15 protein-coding genes are annotated in these 18,152 nt (G+C 47.1%); 3 read left to right on the top strand and 12 right to left on the bottom strand.

Annotation, left to right across the window (positions count from 1 at the left end; genetic code table 11):
• Positions 1 to 17: 17 nt before the first annotated feature.
• The 5 genes from ACN4EG_RS10690 to ACN4EG_RS10670 all read right to left on the bottom strand — a co-directional run bounded on the left by ACN4EG_RS10690 (position 18) and on the right by ACN4EG_RS10670 (position 4,928).
• A complete protein-coding gene (locus ACN4EG_RS10690) occupies positions 18 to 974 on the bottom strand; it encodes a glycosyltransferase family 2 protein (RefSeq protein WP_431629407.1) in 957 nt (318 codons plus the stop codon).
• An 87-nt stretch (positions 975 to 1,061) separates the two neighbouring features.
• Entirely contained in the window at positions 1,062 to 2,009 is a 948-nt protein-coding gene (locus tag ACN4EG_RS10685) for a beta-1,6-N-acetylglucosaminyltransferase (RefSeq protein ID WP_431629405.1), read from the bottom strand.
• A 5-nt stretch (positions 2,010 to 2,014) separates the two neighbouring features.
• Positions 2,015 to 3,010, bottom strand: coding sequence for a glycosyltransferase family 2 protein (locus tag ACN4EG_RS10680; protein ID WP_431629403.1), 996 nt, complete (start codon positions 3,008 to 3,010; stop codon positions 2,015 to 2,017).
• Positions 3,011 to 3,073: 63 nt separating this feature from the next.
• Entirely contained in the window at positions 3,074 to 3,940 is an 867-nt protein-coding gene (locus tag ACN4EG_RS10675; RefSeq protein WP_431629402.1) for a polysaccharide pyruvyl transferase family protein, read from the bottom strand.
• Positions 3,941 to 4,061: 121 nt separating this feature from the next.
• On the bottom strand, positions 4,062 to 4,928 hold the full coding sequence (locus ACN4EG_RS10670) for a glycosyltransferase family 2 protein (RefSeq protein WP_431629401.1): 867 nt from the start codon (positions 4,926 to 4,928) through the stop codon (positions 4,062 to 4,064).
• Positions 4,929 to 5,195: 267 nt separating this feature from the next.
• On the opposite strand from ACN4EG_RS10670, the gene ACN4EG_RS10665 reads away from it, so the two are divergent.
• Positions 5,196 to 5,921: a Uma2 family endonuclease gene (locus tag ACN4EG_RS10665; protein ID WP_431629399.1), complete on the top strand. Its 726-nt coding sequence runs from the start codon at positions 5,196 to 5,198 to the stop codon at positions 5,919 to 5,921.
• A gap of 71 nt (positions 5,922 to 5,992) precedes the next feature.
• Positions 5,993 to 6,676 carry a Uma2 family endonuclease gene (locus ACN4EG_RS10660; protein ID WP_431629397.1) on the top strand — a complete coding sequence of 228 codons (684 nt, stop codon included), beginning with the start codon at positions 5,993 to 5,995 and terminating at the stop codon, positions 6,674 to 6,676.
• Between the two features lie 152 nt (positions 6,677 to 6,828).
• Here ACN4EG_RS10660 and ACN4EG_RS10655 read toward each other — a convergent pair whose 3' ends face one another.
• Together ACN4EG_RS10655 and ACN4EG_RS10650 are read right to left on the bottom strand one after the other, a co-directional pair.
• Entirely contained in the window at positions 6,829 to 8,049 is a 1,221-nt protein-coding gene (locus ACN4EG_RS10655) for a glycosyltransferase family 4 protein (RefSeq protein WP_431629396.1), read from the bottom strand.
• A 91-nt stretch (positions 8,050 to 8,140) separates the two neighbouring features.
• The gene (locus ACN4EG_RS10650; RefSeq protein WP_431629395.1) at positions 8,141 to 9,241 is read right to left on the bottom strand and encodes a glycosyltransferase; all 1,101 of its coding nucleotides are present in this window, start codon (positions 9,239 to 9,241) and stop codon (positions 8,141 to 8,143) included.
• Positions 9,242 to 9,683: 442 nt separating this feature from the next.
• Here ACN4EG_RS10650 and ACN4EG_RS10645 point away from each other — a divergent pair, with 442 nt between their 5' ends.
• Positions 9,684 to 11,315 carry a B12-binding domain-containing radical SAM protein gene (locus tag ACN4EG_RS10645; RefSeq protein ID WP_431629393.1) on the top strand — a complete coding sequence of 544 codons (1,632 nt, stop codon included), beginning with the start codon at positions 9,684 to 9,686 and terminating at the stop codon, positions 11,313 to 11,315.
• Positions 11,316 to 11,566: 251 nt separating this feature from the next.
• Here the strand turns inward: ACN4EG_RS10645 and ACN4EG_RS10640 are convergent, their stop codons facing one another.
• The 5 genes from ACN4EG_RS10640 to ACN4EG_RS10620 all read right to left on the bottom strand — a co-directional run bounded on the left by ACN4EG_RS10640 (position 11,567) and on the right by ACN4EG_RS10620 (position 17,541).
• Entirely contained in the window at positions 11,567 to 12,478 is a 912-nt protein-coding gene (locus tag ACN4EG_RS10640; protein ID WP_431629392.1) for a glycosyltransferase family 2 protein, read from the bottom strand.
• A gap of 39 nt (positions 12,479 to 12,517) precedes the next feature.
• Positions 12,518 to 13,780, bottom strand: a complete 1,263-nt coding sequence (locus tag ACN4EG_RS10635; protein ID WP_431629390.1) for a polysaccharide pyruvyl transferase family protein — start codon at positions 13,778 to 13,780, stop codon at positions 12,518 to 12,520.
• An 18-nt stretch (positions 13,781 to 13,798) separates the two neighbouring features.
• Positions 13,799 to 14,521 carry a TylF/MycF/NovP-related O-methyltransferase gene (locus ACN4EG_RS10630; RefSeq protein ID WP_431629388.1) on the bottom strand — a complete coding sequence of 241 codons (723 nt, stop codon included), beginning with the start codon at positions 14,519 to 14,521 and terminating at the stop codon, positions 13,799 to 13,801.
• 46 nt (positions 14,522 to 14,567) lie between these two features.
• The gene (hepA, locus tag ACN4EG_RS10625) at positions 14,568 to 16,451 is read right to left on the bottom strand and encodes a heterocyst formation ABC transporter subunit HepA (RefSeq protein WP_431629387.1); all 1,884 of its coding nucleotides are present in this window, start codon (positions 16,449 to 16,451) and stop codon (positions 14,568 to 14,570) included.
• 454 nt (positions 16,452 to 16,905) lie between these two features.
• Entirely contained in the window at positions 16,906 to 17,541 is a 636-nt protein-coding gene (locus tag ACN4EG_RS10620) for a hypothetical protein (protein ID WP_431629386.1), read from the bottom strand.
• Positions 17,542 to 18,152 lie beyond the last annotated feature (611 nt).

Raw genomic sequence — 18,152 nt, 5'->3', positions numbered from 1 at the left:
ACGCTGATGATTCTAATCTAGGAATGTGCTGATCGAGTACCAGAAGACAACCAAGCAACCATTCCAGCAATGCGTCCTTGGCTAGAGGCTTGAAATTTCTGAATGGCTGTCCAACCTTCCTGGGGCAGAAATCGCAGCGTTTGCATTAATCCCAACGTTTTGCGGCTGCCAATTAAAAGTGACCAGAGCACGTAGGCTAAACGGTTACTAGGAGGCAGATGGGGCAAGAGGGAAATGGCTTCATTAAAGGCGGCGTTGTACTGGGCCGTGTAGTTGAACTGCAAGCGCTGATCCTCATCAAAACGTTGCGCCAGAAAGTGATCCACAGACACGGCGGGATCGTACATCAGTTTCCAACCCCGTTGCTTAACAGCAAAACTAAATTCCAAATCGTTATGCACCTGCGCGCCGGAGCCTAGGAGTGCCTCGCTAAACCGTAGATTTTCGATCGCGGCTCTGCGGTAGCTCATGTTTGCACCTTTGAGAATGTCCACTTCTCTGGGCTCCCCGGTGCCAATGTGGTGATTGCCGATCGCCCGCCCAAACCAGGTGACTTTGCCCACGGTATCGGAGGCACCGGGGTGGACTGCCGCATCCTGAAGTTGGCCATTGAGATACAGCCAATCCCGCCCCCCGACACCGCCCACCTGGGGATCGCGCGTGAAATGCTGCTCGATCGTTTGTAGCCAGTGGGGATGGGGGGCGGCATCGTCGTCGGTAATGGCGAGAATGTCACCTTGGGCCGCAGCCAGTCCTGCATTCAAGGCAGCAACTTGGCCGGGAATGGTTACGGTTACGATCTGCAAGGGAAGGGGAGTCGATCGCTGGCGCAGAAAGTCTTGGGTTTCTGTGTCGATGTCTCGCACAATCACGAGAACTTCATCGGGTTGACGCCGTTGCTGTTGCAGCGCCGCAAGACAGCGATCGAGGTCTTGGCACCGTCGATAGGTTGGGACAATAATGCTCGCTTTCATGGCAAAAAATTCGCTAAAACAGCAGTCAGCCTATCTTTCAGTTCAGGGAAAGGGCAGGTAAATCAGGAAGATTTCGGAGGATCTCCCCTAGGAAAGGGCTGCGGTGTAGGGGGTTATACCGAGGTGGCTATCCAACTGGTCAAAAATCTGGGCATCTTGCCGTAGGTCAAACTTACGGGCAAAGAATTTTTCCGATTGAATTAAGGTCTGAAAGTCCTCTGAGCCAAAGACGGCGGGATAGGGTGGCGTCCAAGAGATATGGCGCAGATGGTCATTCACCAACTGGAGATCGGGGGCGTTCACCAAAATTGTTTGCACAAAGGATTCGTCGGGAATCATCGTATGGCGATAGTGTTCGACGATTTCCGGGTGCTCTTGAATGAACTGCATTAAATAGCCCACAGCACGGCGGGAGAGCGTGTGCCATTGGGATCCGGCATAGCATTGAAAGTTCGGGCCAAAGGGAGATTGAGCAGCACGGGTGGCAATTTTGGCCCCAAACCGTCCGGCTTTGACGCGCACGTAAGGCTGCCAGTTAACCACACGATAGAGTTTATAAAACAGCGGTTTCAACTGTGCTGGAACGGTGTGGTAGTGGTAGTAATAGCGATCGATACCCGTTTGGTCATGCCAGTTCCATTGCGTGGGCGGTACTTGGTCGATGGAAAAATACTCTAAAAAACCAGCACAGTTTGCTTTGTTCAGAAATTGCTCGAACTGTTGTAGCGGTTGAATAGGATAATCCTGTCCAGACAGCAACACGAGCCAGTCAAATTCGATCGCGTTCTGTTGTAACCAAGTCAAACACCGCAACTCCGCTTCCACCACGGAAAACTCGCCCCAACCGACGGCTACGGGATTCTGCAACAGATGAACGCTGGGAAAATCAGCCAATAATGCCGGGTCAAAGGCAGCTTGAGCGGCATCGTGGTGAATGATAATCTGTCCAGTCTGTGATCCTGTTCGCAATGCCCGCACCAATCGCACAACCTGTTGTGGATTTGTATGGGAAGTAATCACATAGGCAATATTCATGCTGTTTATGAAACCTCCCCAGAATAGCTGGAGGCTGGATTGGCCTGGTGAGCGCTATTCGATCGGGAAATCCAGCTGAGAATCAAAGCGTAAAAAGTTCTCAAGTTAAACTGTTTGCTGAGGGCTTCCGTTAAATGGGTGCGCGCTTCTTTGAGTTGCCCTGCGCGGAGTAAACCAATCCCCCAGGTTGTTTTGGCTTCAACCCATTTCTGTAAGAAATAAGCTGAATGTTCTTGCAGGTTGGGATCTTGCAGAAATTGGCTGTAACAAAAGGTGCCCGATCGACCTTTGCGAATTTTGGCTGCTGCATTTTTGCCTCCGCTTTGGGTGGTTTCGGAGTTTTCGTGAATTCGGTAGTAGGTCAGCTTTTCCGGGCAGTAATAGGCTCCATAGCCCTTGCAGCAGGCTAAATAGGTGAGGTAGTAATCCCAATACACGCCCACGTTCATTAACTCCGGCCAGTCAATCATGCTACGACGCAACAGAGCAGAGGAGGCTGGGGACACCGATTGATCCACAAGTCCGATCGACCAAAAAGGTTGGTGAATGCCTTCCGGTAAGCGATCGCGTTTCCAGCGTTGGGAATTTTCTGCACTTAATGCCTCATCCACTCGCCCCGTGCTGTCTATGATGTAATGATCGCAAAACGCTGCGGCTAGGTTTGGATGGGCTTCCAACGGTTGCACCAGCCGTTCTAGAAAGTGAGGATCCCAAGTGTCATCATCGTTCAAGCTGGCTACATAGTCCCCCTTGGCTTCCTGAAAGGCCAAAGCGATGTTAGGCCCATTGCCCAGGTTTTGCGAATTCCGGCGTAGGCGAATTCTAGGATCTTGGAAGGTAGCAATTAACGCGGTTGGATCTTCGGGGCTATGGTCATCGGCAACAATCACTTCAAAATTTTGGTAGGTCTGTTGCAGGACACTTTGCAATGCTTGTTCTAAGTAGTGAATGCGGTTGTAGGTGGGGATGACAACGCTGATCAGGGGTTGGGGACTGTTCATGGAAGGCGCGCAGGGTAAGGGCAAGGGAGCAAGGGCTTTTGCAGGGGGGAATCCAGTTGTCAATTAATCAAAATAGCCCGATTGGATATCGCGCTTTAACTCGTCCAATCGGGTTTCTAATTCCACAGTGAGATTTTCAAGGTGATGTTCATCACTTAGGATCGGCTGCACCGTTTTGCTCAGTTGCACCAGTTGGGAAGCGACTTTTTGGCGATGGAGCCACTCTTGAACCGTGTGTTTTTTGCCCTTGGGATTGGCTAATCTGGGTAAGGGCTGCGGTTGATATTTCACGCCCACGGAGAGGCACCAGTCCAACCATTTGAACCCTAAAACGTCTGAGGTCGTATGAACCGCAATCCAGGGAACTCGGATCGAATCTGCGAGAATTGCGCCATGCATCGCTTCCGTAATGACGACTTCCGTTTGACTGATTTCTGCGAGAACCTGTTCCACGCTACCCATGGGATCGATATAGAGAAATCCCAATTGCTCACAAACAGCTTTCCATTCATCTCCACCATTCATGGCTTGCCAAAGGTGTGGCATGAACGCAAACTTATATTTTTTAGCATGGCTATCGCTGCTGTATAAGCGTCGCACTAGCAATGCTCCATCTGTGACGGCAAAGGTAGGGGAAACGCCTAATGCCTGGGCTGAGAGCGGGCCTCGCAAGCAATAAATTTTCCAGCGATCGTCCATGGTGGGTAAATGGGCAAAGTGTTGTTTGCCATAGCCTACACCAGTGCTGAAGATGGCAATTTTTTCTGCCTGGACTCGTTCAACTAGCACATCGTTAATGAGGGTGCCAATGCCAACCAAACTGGTTTTGCTTTGGGATTGCAACAGTCCTGGCAAGAGGTGGTGAAAAAGCCAGGGGTTTAAATCATCACCCACATTTCCGTATTTCGTTTTCCAGTAATAAAGCTTCATAGGATATTTCAGGGACTAGAATGTAGAATGATGGCAAAAGGGTGATTTACCCTACTAGCAAGCACAATCGCCACTCAACACGATCACGGCCAAACACGATACACGACGCGATCGTCTAAATTCAAGAACTCAGAAGACCTGTGGTTGCTGATTTCAGCTGATCCCGCCTACGAATTAGAAACCACTTAATGGCTCGTCGAATTTTATAGATATAAAACGTAAGTTCTACGGCAACTTGTTCAAATCCTAGAATAGATTTACGATACTTCTTCAAAACTTCTTCAACCCGATCACGATCGGTATTGCGAGCAGTATCGGTCATGGTTTTTGTGCCTTGGAGCATTTGGTAGTTACCCCAATCTTCATCAAAGTACTGAGTATGGGCAACCCGAACCGCTCGAATAATAAAATCGAGATCCATCGTGTAGTGGTCATCCACATCGTAGAGTCCGGCTTGGTCGTGTAACGATCGATGGTAGAAATAGGCAGAGGGGTTCATAGGAAAGGGATTAACATGAAACCCCATGAGCAAATCTTTAAATCCCAGTTTTTTGGGTTTGTTAATCCCAGTAACTTTGCCGTCATCATTCCACACCTTACAATTCCCTGCAATAAAACTGGGATTGGGGAGGGTTTGGAAAATTTCAAGAATTCGATTTAAGACATTGGGTTCATAGAAATCATCAACATTCAAAAACGTGATAATTTCACCTTTTGCGAGGGCAATTCCTTTATTCATCGCATCGGATTGGCCCCGATCCTTGGCAGAAATCCAGCGAATATGGGAATATTGCTCTGCGTAATGCTTTACGATCTCGATCGTCCGATCGGTGGAGCCACCATCAACAATTAAATGCTCAACACGATCGCATTGCTGATTCAGAACAGCCTGAATACATTTTTCAATATATCTTTCTCCGTTGTAAACGGGCGTAATTACGCTCAATAGAGTCCCTGGCGGATTTGAGCCTGTAGGTTGAATCATCATGCTGTTTGCTATTGGGGCACGGAGATGGGCTAGTACTGGGTCACTTTTCAGCAAGAGCGCCAACCTATCCGGGGAAATACGAATGGATCATGAAGAATTCAACGTTACGATCGTGAATTTACAGTAACTTCTTAATTACAAGGCCCAAGTCCACAGAGGCTTACAGAAAATATTGAGACCACGTCAGAAGCGAGGGCACGGGTAATAGAAGCCATCTGTACCAACCTAGGACGCTAAAATAAGGGCATCGATCGCCGAGGTAGCAGCATGACCGTTTCTCTGGATCGCCAAATCGTCTACCCTGACCGTGATGGACAACCGATGTCAGACAATACGAAGCAATTTCGCTGGATCGTCCTACTGAAGGAGAATCTGGAATGTCTGTTTGCGGGGGATGCCCAAGTCTTTGTGGCGGGGGATTTGTTGTGGTATCCGGTGGAGGGCCATCCCGAAATTCGATCGGCTCCCGATGCGATGGTGGTGCTTGGCAGACCCAAGGGCGACCGAGGTTCCTACAAGCAGTGGGAGGAAGGCAACATTGCGCCGCAGGTGGTATTTGAAGTGCTGTCTCCGGGCAACACCTTAAAGGAAATGGCGAAAAAGCAAGAATTTTACAATCGCCATGGAGTTGAGGAATATTATCTGTACGATCCCGATAAAAATGATTTGAATGGCTGGCTGCGGGGCGGTGATGGGTTTGTGGTGATTGATGACATTACCGATTGGCAGAGTCCTCGGTTAGGGATTCGGTTTGTGCTGACACAGGAAACCTTGGAGGTTTACTATCCTGACGGACGGCGATTTCTGACGACGGTGGAGTTAGAAGCTAAGCGAGCAGAGGCTGAGTGGCAGGCTAACCAGGCCAAGTTAGAGTTAGAGGCAACTAATTTGCAGTTAGAGGCAACCAGTTTGCAGTTAGAAGAGGAGCGATCGAGATCGGCGCGGTTGGCTGAGCAATTGAAGACGTTGGGCATTGATCCGGATCAGATTTAGGGGTTGGATGGTTCAGTGGCCCCCTATGCCCAAGGGATTAAAATAAGGGCATCGATCGCCGAGGTAGCAGCATGACCGTTTCTCTGGATCGCCAAATCGTCTACCCTGACCGTGATGGACAACCGATGTCAGACAATACGAAGCAATTTCGCTGGATCGTCCTACTGAAGGAGAATCTGGAATGTCTGTTTGCGGGGGATGCCCAAGTCTTTGTGGCGGGGGATTTGTTGTGGTATCCGGTGGAGGGCCATCCCGAAATTCGATCGGCTCCCGATGCGATGGTGGTGCTTGGCAGACCCAAGGGCGATCGAGGTTCCTACAAGCAGTGGGAGGAAGGCAACATTGCGCCGCAGGTGGTATTTGAAGTACTGTCTCCGGGCAACACCTTAAAGGAGATGACGAAAAAGCAAGAATTTTACGATCGCTATGGAGTCGAGGAGTATTACATTTACGATCCCGATCGTAATGATTTCAACGGGTTGGTGCGGGTTGAAGGGCAACTCAGGGGGATTGATGACATTACCGATTGGCAAAGTCCTCGGTTAGGGATTCGGTTTGTGCTGACGCAGGAGACGTTAGAGGTTTACTACCCCGACGGACGGCGATTTCTGACGACGGTGGAATTGGCTGCGCGGGCCGAACAGGCAGAAGAGCGGGCTGAACAGGCGGAATTACAGCTAGAGGAAGAGCGATCTAGATCGGCGCGGTTGGCGGAGCAGTTGAAGGCGTTGGGCATTGATCCTGACAGCGTTTAGGGAACAGCGCATCAATAAAATCCTAATTGGGTAGGGGTAGGAGAGTAAAAGGGTAGGAGGGTAGGGGAATGAAGAGGGGATATTATTTCTTTGCAAATCCCTTAGCCAGATCTGGGCTTCACTGTCAGGAAAAGGCTTGGTGAGTGATTTTACTAGATCGCAAGCCGCTGCTGGTATAGCTGCATATAGCGCTGGGCTTGCAGTTCCAGCGTATACTCCTGCAAGGCGATCGCACGACAAGTTTGGCGCATTTGGTGACGATGCTCTGCATTCTCTAAAAGTTGGATAATGCCTTGACGGAAATCTTCGATATCTTCTGGGGCCGCTAGATAGCCTGTTTCACCGGGACGCACAAGATCGGGCACGCCTCCAATTTTAAAGGAAACCATGGGGGTGCCGCAGGCCATACTTTCCTGGAGGACAAGGGGCAAGTTATCCGCACGGGTCGGGAAAATAAACAGATCCGCAGCCGAGTAGGCAATCGCTTTGATACGATCGCTGCTGATATAGCCCAGGTTGATAGTGGAGATCCCTAAGTTCGCCTCGATCTCGTCACCCCCTGAGCCCATGACCAAAAGAACCGTTTCTGCTTTGAGGGATTGGGGCAGGTCGAGCAAGGCTTTGAACAGGAGATCGCCACCTTTGCGATCATCCGCTAGGGATGCAGCAGCAAATAAGAGGACTTGCTTGCCTTGGGGAATATTCAAAACCGCGCGACATTGATCGGGGTCAAGGGGCTGATAAACCGTGGTATCAATTCCATAGGGAATATGATGAATCGAGAAGCGGTTCAGCAGACTTTGTTGCGCCTGTTGGTACAGCCAAAGACTCGGGGCAACGATCGCTAAATTGGACTGACTGTAAACCCGTTGCTTCAGTTTCCATTCCAAGGCGGTGATGTCTCGGTGGGTAGCAGGGTAGGTATTCAGGTAGGGACATTGACCGCATCCAGTCTGCCATTTGCCGCAATCATAGCTATAGGAGCAATGTCCGGTAAAACTCCACATATCATGGAGGGTGAAAACGGCGGGTTTGGTTCGGGTCAGCTTAGCAATGTCTAGGTAGTTAAAATAATTACTGTGGAGATTGTGGAAATTTAAAATATCGGCATTCAGATAAAAGTCATGTTTGGAAATATTCGAGAATGTTTGGTAATTTAAATAATTCAATCCAAGACGATAGGTGAGTCGCCCAATATTTTGTTCGAGATAGGGCGATCGAGGCACTTTAGCGACCCGATCGCTACTGGTTTGTTTAACACCCACCAACTGTCGGGAGTCAATCTTTTGGTTCAGCAAACTTTGGTGGAGACGATAGCCAGCCAAGGCTGCGCCTCCAGCCGTATCGGATTGATTAATGTGTAAAACTTTCATGGGTTGTCTTTCCAGTCTTCGATTGGATGATTCGTGATCGACTCTAGAGGAAGATTACAGACATTGCGTTACTGACTCATAGAACGCTGCGTTACTTACTGACAGAACCCATGGATAGGCGAGCTTCTTTCCACAGTCCTAAAGCAGCTACTGGCAAGTAGGGTTTGAGGAAATATTGGCCTATTTTGAGCCAATTCACGGGCTGATGGAACTGCAAACAGACTTTGAGCAATGACAGGGCTGCGATCGTTTTCTGGCGAATCAATAACCGCCAAACCAGCTTCTCTAGCATGGGACCCCAACTGGGTTGACCACCGGGATGCTGAATAAGAAAATCCCAAAAATTTCTCAGGGCTTGGATATCTGTTTGGGAAATGTCTCCAGATGAACCTTGGTCTTTGTGCCAATATTGCTCGTAGGAAGTGCGATCGATCGGTTCTAGCAAAGCCCACCAAAGTTTTTGATAACTGACTTCCGCTAGCGGTTTGGGCATGATTGCTTGAATCGCGCGAACAGCAAGCGCATAGGAGCGATCGAGTTGATCTTTGCGATAAATTGTACTGATCCTTGGTGCATCATCCAGACGACGTTTTAGGAGAATTTCAGGCAAATTAGCGACCTTGGCCTGCTGACTGATTCTCCACCATAAATCGTAATCCTCCGCTCGCCGTTGGGTTGCGTCGTAGCCGCCAATGGCTTGGATGAGGCTAAAGCGAGCCATGAGGGTGGAGTGATGCATGAAGTTGTTGAAAAGAAATAGCGCTTCTAAGGCATCATGATCCGTGGGGGGAAAGTCTTGACCAATACGATCGCCCTGTTGATTAATACTTTCCACTGCTGTTCCGATCGCGCCAACTTCAGGGTGGTGGCTTAAGTAGCGCACCTGCTGTTCTAGACGAGTCGGCAGGGAAATATCATCGGCATCCTGGCGGGCAAAGTATTCACCTGTAACGGCTTTTAATCCTTTGTTTAATGATTTTTCTAAGCCTAAGTTAATTTCATTCTCAATGAGTTGGATTCGAGGATCAATCCTCTGATAGTGTTGAATGATTGACAAAGTGGAATCCGTTGAGCCATCGTTGACAATAATAAATTCAAAATCCTGCAACGTTTGATTGAGAATACTTTCGATCGCAGCTCTGAGATGGCTTTCTCCGTTGTAAACGCACATTAAAATGCTGACTTGGGGCATAGTAAACTCCATGCAGATCTTGTTGCAGGCGATGCATTAGGGCTAAGTAGCCTTTAACACTGACCCAATTTACGAAGAGAAATAGTAATTTCGGGATACTTCGTATAAATACATAGAAATTTTATGAAGCATGCGCGAAAAAGCCAGAAGAATCAGATCAGGATTGTGTAAAGCATGATTTTTATTTTTAAAATTAAAAATTAGCTGTAACGTCATCCCTGCCTTACCCCTGCCTTCTTGCTGGCGGGGCTGTTCCCATCGCTGTTGCGGTGAAGGGCTGATCGGACTCACCGTTGCCTTGCCAACGATCGCGGATTTTCAATCACTCGGGCGACTGGAATCATCAGATTTTATTAACGTTTTCCCAGAACTGCCAAAAAACACCTAAGCTGGGGGTGGTTGCTGACGGAAGTCGCCTCCATTGTTTTACGTGAGGCTCAAGATGAATGTTCTCTTGCTCTATCCGCAGTTTCCCAAAAGCTTTTGGTCCTTTGAGAAAACTCTAGCCCTGGTGGGTCGCAAAGCCATGCTGCCGCCACTGGGGCTGGTTACTGTGGCTGCGATTTTGCCCCAAACCTGGGACTACAAACTGGTCGATCGCAATATTCGCACAGTCACGGAGGCGGAATGGGACTGGGCCGATCTGGTGATTTTGTCTGCGATGATTGTTCAGAAGGCGGATCTGCTGGAGCAAATTCGGGAAGCCAAACGGCGTTGTAAAGCCGTCGCTGTGGGTGGGCCGTATCCCACTGCGCTGCCTGAAGAAGCCAATGAAGCTGGGGCTGATTTTTTAATCCTAGATGAGGGTGAAATTACATTACCGTTGTTTATTGCGGCGATCGAGCAAGGACAGCGCAGTGGGACCTTCCGCGCCAATGGGGAAAAACCGGATGTCACTAGTACGCCTATTCCTCGGTTTGATTTGTTGGAATTTGATGCGTATGCGGAAATGTCGGTGCAATTTTCGCGCGGGTGTCCGTTTCAATGCGAATTTTGTGACATTATTGTGCTTTATGGTCGCAAACCTCGTACCAAATCCCCTACACAACTCCTTGCCGAACTCGATCGTCTCTATGAGTTAGGCTGGCGACGCAGCATTTTTATGGTGGATGATAATTTCATTGGCAATAAGCGCAATGTCAAACTGTTTCTCAAAGAGTTGTTGCCCTGGATGGTGGCCCATGAATATCCGTTCTCCTTTGCCACAGAGGCATCGGTCGATCTGGCGCAAGATCAGGAATTGATGGAGCAAATGGTGGCTTGCAACTTTGGGGCGGTTTTTCTGGGGATTGAAACACCCGATGAGGCCAGCCTGACCTTGACCCAAAAGCACCAAAATACTCGTGATTCTCTCAGCGATGCTGTGTTGGCGATTACACGGACGGGATTGCGGGTGATGGCGGGATTTATTATTGGATTTGATGGTGAGGCGAAGGGTGCGGGCGATCGGATTGTTCAGTTTGTTGAGCAGACCTCGATTCCGACGGCATTGTTCAGTATGTTGCAAGCGTTGCCCGATACGGCGTTGTGGCATCGATTAATTAAGGAAGGTCGGTTACGCAGTCGATCGGCGAATATTAATCAAACGACGCTGATGAACTTTGTGCCAACGCGGCCTCTGGAGGATATTGCGGGGGAATATATTGATGCTTTCTGGCGGCTGTATGAACCGAAGGCATTCCTCGATCGTACCTATCGCCACTATCGTCTGTTAGGTGAGGCGACCTATCCTAAGAAAATTCGGACTCAGGAAATTAGTGGAAATAGTAAGCGTGTGACTTGGGTGGCGATCCGGGCGTTGCTGACGATCGCGTGGCGGCAGGGGATTGTGCGATCGACGCGGTGGAAATTTTGGTGGAATCTCAGCCAAATGCTGAAATATAATCCCGGTGGGGTGAGCAGTTACCTCTCGGTCTGTGCCCAGATTGAACACTTTCTGGAGTATCGGACGATCGTGAAGGCGCAAATTGAAGCCCAATTAGCGGCGTTCTTGGCGGAGGAAGCTCGATTACAGGCTGAAACTCTAGCTGTGGCGCAGGTGGCAGCACTGAGCGCTGAGACGGCAGAGGTCTAATTTTCCATCAATTTGTGATTGCAGAACATGATGATAGTCGAAAAGCGCTCAGCGGGGAATGGCCGATCGACGGGCTTCGGCTTGGGTGGTTTCGCGATCGGTGGAACTCCAAGCACCTGGGGCATTGTGCCAGCGTAGCCATTGTCCGACAGTCGGGGCGCTTGTCCCAGTGGGGATAGCGACCGTCGTAGTAGAGGTTGGGGTCTGTGCCTAGCACGCCTGCCTAAAGGTGTTTTTATTGTATTCCGGATCTATACGGCAGAAGGCTTCAGTAGATTGGTTGCGATCGCTTTGAGGCTAGTCTTGACCATTTGAACTTTGATAGGACTCTCCCACCATTCCCGCAGAACAAACGATATGGTATCTAAAACGCTTTTAGACGCTTTTACATAAATAATTTGTCGGTAAACACCTACTAAGCGATTGCATTTGAGAGTATAGGGTACAATTTCCCAATTCAGATTTTGTTTAATGACAGATAGCAATGTTTGTGCCATGACTTCAGAGTCATTACTCAGCGATATACCATGTTTTCTGTAGCGGCAGAGATTGCCTGCGACATAGGAAAAGCTACAATTAGCACGAGCACATCTTAACCAGAACTCATAATCTTCACAAGAGCGTAAATCTGCATTGAAGAGTCCAATTTTATCAAAGACATTGCGCCGTATGACTGTTGCAGATGGAGTAATAAAATTGCGGTGATAAAACAAGCTGGCGGGAAAATGATTTAAATCATCTTCATTTGGGGCGCATATCCAGAGTTCATCAACGGTTTCGTTGAACATAGTAACGCCAGAATAGGCAAAATCACTCTGGTTGAATTCTAGAGCTTCGATCAGACGGGTTAAATATTCTGGCAACCAAATATCATCATGATCGAGTAATGCGATGTATTCACCAGATGCAATCTTGATTCCAGTGTTTCGCGTCGCTGCTAAGCCTTGATTAACTGTATGCCGCAGAAATTTTACACGATGTTCTCCAACTTGAGTTGAGAATTGTTGAACGATCTCTTCAGTTCGATCTTTCCAAGCATCTTCAACAATGATAACTTCCCAATTAGGATAAGTTTGACAATTAACAGAGTTCAATGCTTCTTGAATATAGTTATCTGCTTTGTAAGCAGGAATGATAACACTGACTAATGGATACTGATTCATAGTTCTCTAGATAGTAGCAATCTGGCGTTTACACTGAAATTAAACTAGCTGGGAAAGTTTTTGATACGCAATGTGACCCAGTTGAATTTGCTCCCTAGCGGATTCTAAAAGAGATTCGCGAATAATCTCAGCGCTGTGCCATAGGCTATTAATGTTAATAGCCAGTTGTTCTTGAAAATCACGATCGGTCATGAGTAAAGTTTCACAACCAATTCCAAATTGTTCAGCTAATCCTGCAAATTTATCCACATAGTAATCTGATTTGGCTAACCCAACTACGGGTATACCTTGAGAAAGTGAAAAAACAGCAGCATGATAGCTGCCCGTGACAGTTACGCGGCATTTACCTGCTTGTTGGATAACTTTTATTGGAGTATCTAAAGATGCACCTCCATCTGAGGTATCATCATAGCCAAGTAAGAGTTGTCGAATCGCAGTTGGGTCAGACTCTTCATCGGAATGGGCAATCGGAATGGGCAACATAGGAGCATTGAGCTGATGAGCAACCGTTTGTAAAGTAGTTCTAATTCCATCCAGTAATGACTGATTAACCCCAGAATAATTAGCAACTCGTAAATTGATTCCTAGTCCACTTCCTAAAGATTCAGGACGATGACTGTAGGCCAATTCAATAGCGTCATCACCTGTAACCAGTCTGCGATGGGGAGCAATTCCTAGCTTGCTACATAAAGGTAAACCAGCACGTCTTTCCCGTAGTGTAATTAGATCAACTTTTGGTAAAACAGCTTTTGCTCGATTATGAAGTATGGGATGTTCGATCGGGCCAAGTCCTTGACCTACTAAAGCAGTAGGTTTACCCAAATGATGAGCTAACTCTAATGTGTTTAAAACACGACAAGCATGATCTTGAAAGGAGTCAGTAATGTAGCCTCCACCTGTTCCAATCACAAGATCTGCACAGCGTACAGATTCGATAAATTCTTCTAGGGGTTCCATCCGCTGCGGTTGATTTCCCGATCGTGAACGAATTACGGCAGTTGCTGTTTCTGGGAAACGATTACGCCATTGCCATTCAAGATCTGTGACAGCACAGGTGGCTGACTTTGTCGCTAGTGTTTCATGGAAGCGGTGGGAAATAGGTACTGACCAAAAATAACGTCCGAGTGGAGAGCAGGGGCGGATACCTGGACAAGCCTGCTGAAGGATTTCTGGGGCTGTTGTGAAGACTTGGATTTTACTGTGAGGCCACAGAGTTTGTAGCCGTTGCAGAGCCATTTGTAGCATGGCCCGATCGCCCATATTCATGAGGGCATAACCACTTTGGTCAACCAAAATATTCATAAAACTCCTTTGGCCACCCTAAAGTTTGACAATATGCAAGCGAGACTTTTGTACAAATTGATATTCTGACTGTTTATCCTGGAAATACTGATCAATCGCTTTTTTACATCCTGACCAAGCGTTGTAATCATCAATGATCAGAGTTCCACCAGCAACAAGATTAGGTTCAATCTGATTAAGACAGGTCATCACTGAATCAAACCAATCACAATCAATATGTGCCATTGCGATCGGTTGATCAATATTCATCGTGTCCTGAAACAGTCCTTTAACTAGATGAATATTGTTTGCTTCGGGACTGAATCCATATTCACAAAAAGATTGATGAACCTTGTTATACAGATCGTCTTCATAGCCATAGTAAAGATTGCCATCAATCCCCTCAGATTTGCCCGTCTTAATTTCTGCATAGCGATCGTGAATATCTTGATCGTCCTGCTCAGAGGGTGGCGGAATCATTCCGAAAACGTCATAAATTGAGAGTTCTCGCTGTGGATTCTTAGCTGCCGCTAAGGCAATTGCCGACCCACCCAAAGCGCAGCCAGCTTCAATAATTGCGCCTTGAATTCCTTGACGTTCACACTCTAAAGCAACCTTAGTCAAATCTCGTAAAGCCACTTCCTCAAGATAGGTTAATTTGTGCTGCCTCACCTGCTGAATGACAGTATTCAACCTAGAATGTGCCACTTGAAATGCATAGCGATCAATTTTCTGGCCAAGTTTACTGATAATAGTAGGCATAATTAGAAGTCTCCAAAGTAATGTAGATAAATCTGTGTCTCTAGATCTAGGTTTGACTCACCTCATGTTGCATCTGATGATAATTCCAGAGCTTTCCACGCTGTGCCAGTAGCTCTTGGTAGGTTCCTTGTTCAACAATGCGACCTTTTTCCATAACCACCACTTTATCGGCACGGACAATTGTTGATAAACGGTGGGCAATCGCGATAACAGTCCGACCTACAGAAAGCTTTTCGATCGACTCCTGAATTAGCCGTTCTGACACAGAATCCAAAGCGCTGGTTGCCTCATCCAAAATCAGAATTTCTGGGTTCCGCAACAACGCACGGGCAATGGCAATCCGTTGTCGCTGTCCACCGGAAAGTCGCACACCGCGATCGCCTAAAACGGTATCCCACCCTTCCGACATCGCTTCAATAAACTCTAGGGCATTGGCTAGTCTAGCTGCTTCTCTAACATCTGCATCCGTTGCCCCATCAGTTCCGTAGGCAATATTATCTCTTACTGAAGCATTAAAGATAAATGTATCTTGACTCACGATCGCCATACGACGACGAACGCTATGAACATCATAAGTCCGTAGATCATTTCCATCAAACAAGATCTTGCCTTGCGTCGGATCATAAAATCGTGGAATTAAATCCGCTAGGGTTGTTTTACCTGCTCCCGAAGCTCCAACTAGCGCAACTGTTTTCCCCTTGTCAATCGAAAGAGTAATATCCTGCAAATTAAGTTCCGGAGGCGCATACCCAAAATCTACCGAAATGAACTCGATCGCTTTGTTCAATCCTGGGAAAGGCTTAGCCCCATTTTGAAGATATTGCTTATCGTGTCGAGCTAGTAAGCTTTCAATATTTTCCAGAGAACCCTGGAAGCTACTAATACTGACTAGACAGGAGTTCACCTCTTGAACGATCGGGACTAAGCGGAACAGCAGAAACAGAAAGGTGAGTAGCCCTGCGGCTCCTAGGCTACCTTGGGAGCGGAACATAGTCACCCCCAGGATAATAATCCCCATCAAAAATGTAGTTGCAAATCCCTCCGACAAAGGTTTGGTCAGCGATCTCAATACCGTAATCTCATCAACCGCATCGGTGAGTTCTTGGTTGGCTCGTTTGAACTTTTGACGTTCTACTTCTTGGGTTCCAAAGGCTTGGACAGTGCGAATCGCTCCGACTAACTCTGTTGAAATCGCCAAAAATTGTGCTGACTTTTCAGAAACGACAAAACTATTCTCTCGTACCTGAGCATTTAACCTTGCAATCCCAACGGTCAATAAAGTAAACGAAGTCAATGCAATCAGAGAAAGTTGCCAAGAAATTGTTAATAGGATTGCAACGTAGATAATTGTAATTAATCCACGGCTAATTAAAGAACTAATAATTTGAATAGAGGGATAAAGGTTATTAACTTCCGCAGTGAATGTATTAATGATATGCCCGACTTTTGTTTTACTAAAAAAGGCTAAGGGTAATGCTTGTAGCTGTTCAAATAGCTTTTGTCGTAGCCGTGCGGCCAACAGCATTTTCGTACGATCGGCAGTGACCAATCCCGCAAAATTGAAGAAGCCGCGCAGCCAAGTTGAGATAATGATTAGTCCACAGACTCGGCAAAGTCGCTCAATCTCAGAAGTCTGAATCCCTAGAATGTTGATATCAAACCACTGAATTCCAGTTTTAAACGGTTGGGCACCCTGATTGAGAAGATTCTGCAAAAAACCTAGCAGAAACCCAACCCCAAACCCTTCAAAGACTGCCGCTAGCAACGGACAGAGCGCAATCAAAACAATAATATGGGGAAAGTGTTTAATCTCTCTGAGAATGAGACGATTATTGTGCCAAAAGGGGGTTGCTTTAAACAGACGATAGAGCATCATCTGGAGATTATGGGGCACGTTACGAAAAGTTCGTTGCTTCTTGACGATTTGCATAACAAATTTACTTCTTGCAAAGACAACTGAGTAAAGCTAATCTAAATCGGGTAGGGAAATCTTCAAGGATTGCTGTATTTTGCACATCTAACAAGCGAAAATAGTGCCTTTGAATATTGTTTAGAACACCAAAAATTTATGTTTGGCACCACAAAACATGTGACTGACAAGTGCAAGAGCATACATACTAGTGCAGGATGTGCCCTTTTACTAACTCTAGGTCGTAGAAGAACTTTGTGGTAGCAAAGAAATCTAACACTCCAGAGTTGAGTCCCAGTCTGTTGTCTCGATCGAAGAATGGAGTTCTATTGAATAGAGACATCTAAACAGGATGTAAAAGGGGAAGCACAGAGAGCAATAGATAACAGGTAACGGGTTCTATTAGGTTTAAACGTTTGCGATGCGGAACGCTTTGCGACAGAGAAGTTAATTAACAATGCATAAGAAAATAGGATTAGACTTCACTGGACAAGGGCGATTCTTTGCGGCTGAGCAAGTAAGCAGTGGAAAGACTAATGCGTCCACGGGCATCATTCAGCCATTGTAATAACTGTTCCCGCAAACCTTTCTTTTGCATTAACAAACAAAGTCCTGTTCCTTTGAGAATTTGACCTTTCTCATTGACATAGAACTGCATAGAGCTGGTGGAATTATGCAAGTTGGTGTAATCTTTTCCAGCGGCTAGTTTGCGATAAATAACCATACCAATAGGCAAGCAAACATTTAAGAAAAATCGCACAACCTTGCCGATCGCTGTGTAAGACTTCTTCTGAGCCAGCAAATGGCAATTTCTACCTGGCTTCAAATTGACGTAAATCGGTTTCCCGGCGCGGTGAGCCACCTCAGCCCAAAACTGTAACGCCGCCACCCCCAGCTTGACATCCACCAACACCAGCTTCACCGGAGACTTTCTCACCCGTTCCACTAGCCACTCCATCGGTACCGTCTCCGGAACCACGATCGCACTGCGAAACGGCGCACGGCGCACAATCAACTTCTTCTGCCGCCATACCAGCGCATACCCTGTCATCGTTGAAGCCGGATTGACAGAAATAACAGACGTTGAAAAGACAGGAGATTGAGTATACATAGCTGTGAGCCACCACCAAATATGAAAGGGCGTAAAACCAAATTTAAGACAACGTATTTATCTCCATAGATTGAGAAATTCACATCATCTGCGTTGCTGCCGGGATGAGACAATCTCACTGATTAGCTTTTGCAGACGGTTTCTAGGAAATCCTGAGAGTTCATCAGAACTTTGTGAATTTTTCCATCTACCTTTACAAAAAAACGATCGAACGAGAGTCAGAATCGAGAATTCTACTCAAATCAAAATCGTAATTTGTCATAATTCTTATTAGTTTCAGTTACTTCTCCTTTCCAACCTACGCAACACAATCCGGGAAAATACGGGAAAATGTTGGAACAAGAAGCATTTAATCCATGGAGAACACCCGATCGATCTACTGCACTCTTTGCTAGAAGCGGTTCTGGGGGCCTCAGTAGATTTACGGAGTATCGATGCACGCCCAGTTTGATCCAGAGATCCTAACGTCCAGGCTAAATTGCTCAATACACCCACTGCCGCCCAGACTGGATCGACCTCTCCATTGTTCCCGATCGCCCCAAAATTACAGCTACGATCGCTACCAAATCGGATCCTTCCCCCTTTTCTTGCGCCCCCCCTACCCTCCCACC

Origin of the sequence: Alkalinema pantanalense CENA528 (assembly GCF_050753345.1) — a bacterium.
In the GTDB taxonomy this organism is placed as follows: domain Bacteria; phylum Cyanobacteriota; class Cyanobacteriia; order Leptolyngbyales; family Leptolyngbyaceae; genus Alkalinema; species Alkalinema pantanalense.
The sequence above is the reverse complement of the archived record's forward strand: the minus strand, read 5'-3'. Positions and strand labels throughout refer to the sequence as shown.

Coding starts and splice junctions, on each gene's coding strand:
- ACN4EG_RS10685 (WP_431629405.1), bottom strand. CDS start 2,009: ATGAATATTGCCTATGTGATTACTTCCCATACAAATCCACAACAGGTT.
- ACN4EG_RS10630 (WP_431629388.1), bottom strand. CDS start 14,521: ATGCCTACTATTATCAGTAAACTTGGCCAGAAAATTGATCGCTATGCA.
- ACN4EG_RS10675 (WP_431629402.1), bottom strand. CDS start 3,940: ATGAAGCTTTATTACTGGAAAACGAAATACGGAAATGTGGGTGATGAT.
- ACN4EG_RS10690 (WP_431629407.1), bottom strand. CDS start 974: ATGAAAGCGAGCATTATTGTCCCAACCTATCGACGGTGCCAAGACCTC.
- ACN4EG_RS10665 (WP_431629399.1), top strand. CDS start 5,196: ATGACCGTTTCTCTGGATCGCCAAATCGTCTACCCTGACCGTGATGGA.
- ACN4EG_RS10655 (WP_431629396.1), bottom strand. CDS start 8,049: ATGAAAGTTTTACACATTAATCAATCCGATACGGCTGGAGGCGCAGCC.
- ACN4EG_RS10645 (WP_431629393.1), top strand. CDS start 9,684: ATGAATGTTCTCTTGCTCTATCCGCAGTTTCCCAAAAGCTTTTGGTCC.
- ACN4EG_RS10680 (WP_431629403.1), bottom strand. CDS start 3,010: ATGAACAGTCCCCAACCCCTGATCAGCGTTGTCATCCCCACCTACAAC.
- ACN4EG_RS10660 (WP_431629397.1), top strand. CDS start 5,993: ATGACCGTTTCTCTGGATCGCCAAATCGTCTACCCTGACCGTGATGGA.
- ACN4EG_RS10640 (WP_431629392.1), bottom strand. CDS start 12,478: ATGAATCAGTATCCATTAGTCAGTGTTATCATTCCTGCTTACAAAGCA.
- ACN4EG_RS10635 (WP_431629390.1), bottom strand. CDS start 13,780: ATGAATATTTTGGTTGACCAAAGTGGTTATGCCCTCATGAATATGGGC.
- ACN4EG_RS10670 (WP_431629401.1), bottom strand. CDS start 4,928: ATGATGATTCAACCTACAGGCTCAAATCCGCCAGGGACTCTATTGAGC.
- hepA (WP_431629387.1), bottom strand. CDS start 16,451: ATGCAAATCGTCAAGAAGCAACGAACTTTTCGTAACGTGCCCCATAAT.
- ACN4EG_RS10650 (WP_431629395.1), bottom strand. CDS start 9,241: ATGCCCCAAGTCAGCATTTTAATGTGCGTTTACAACGGAGAAAGCCAT.
- ACN4EG_RS10620 (WP_431629386.1), bottom strand. CDS start 17,541: ATGTATACTCAATCTCCTGTCTTTTCAACGTCTGTTATTTCTGTCAAT.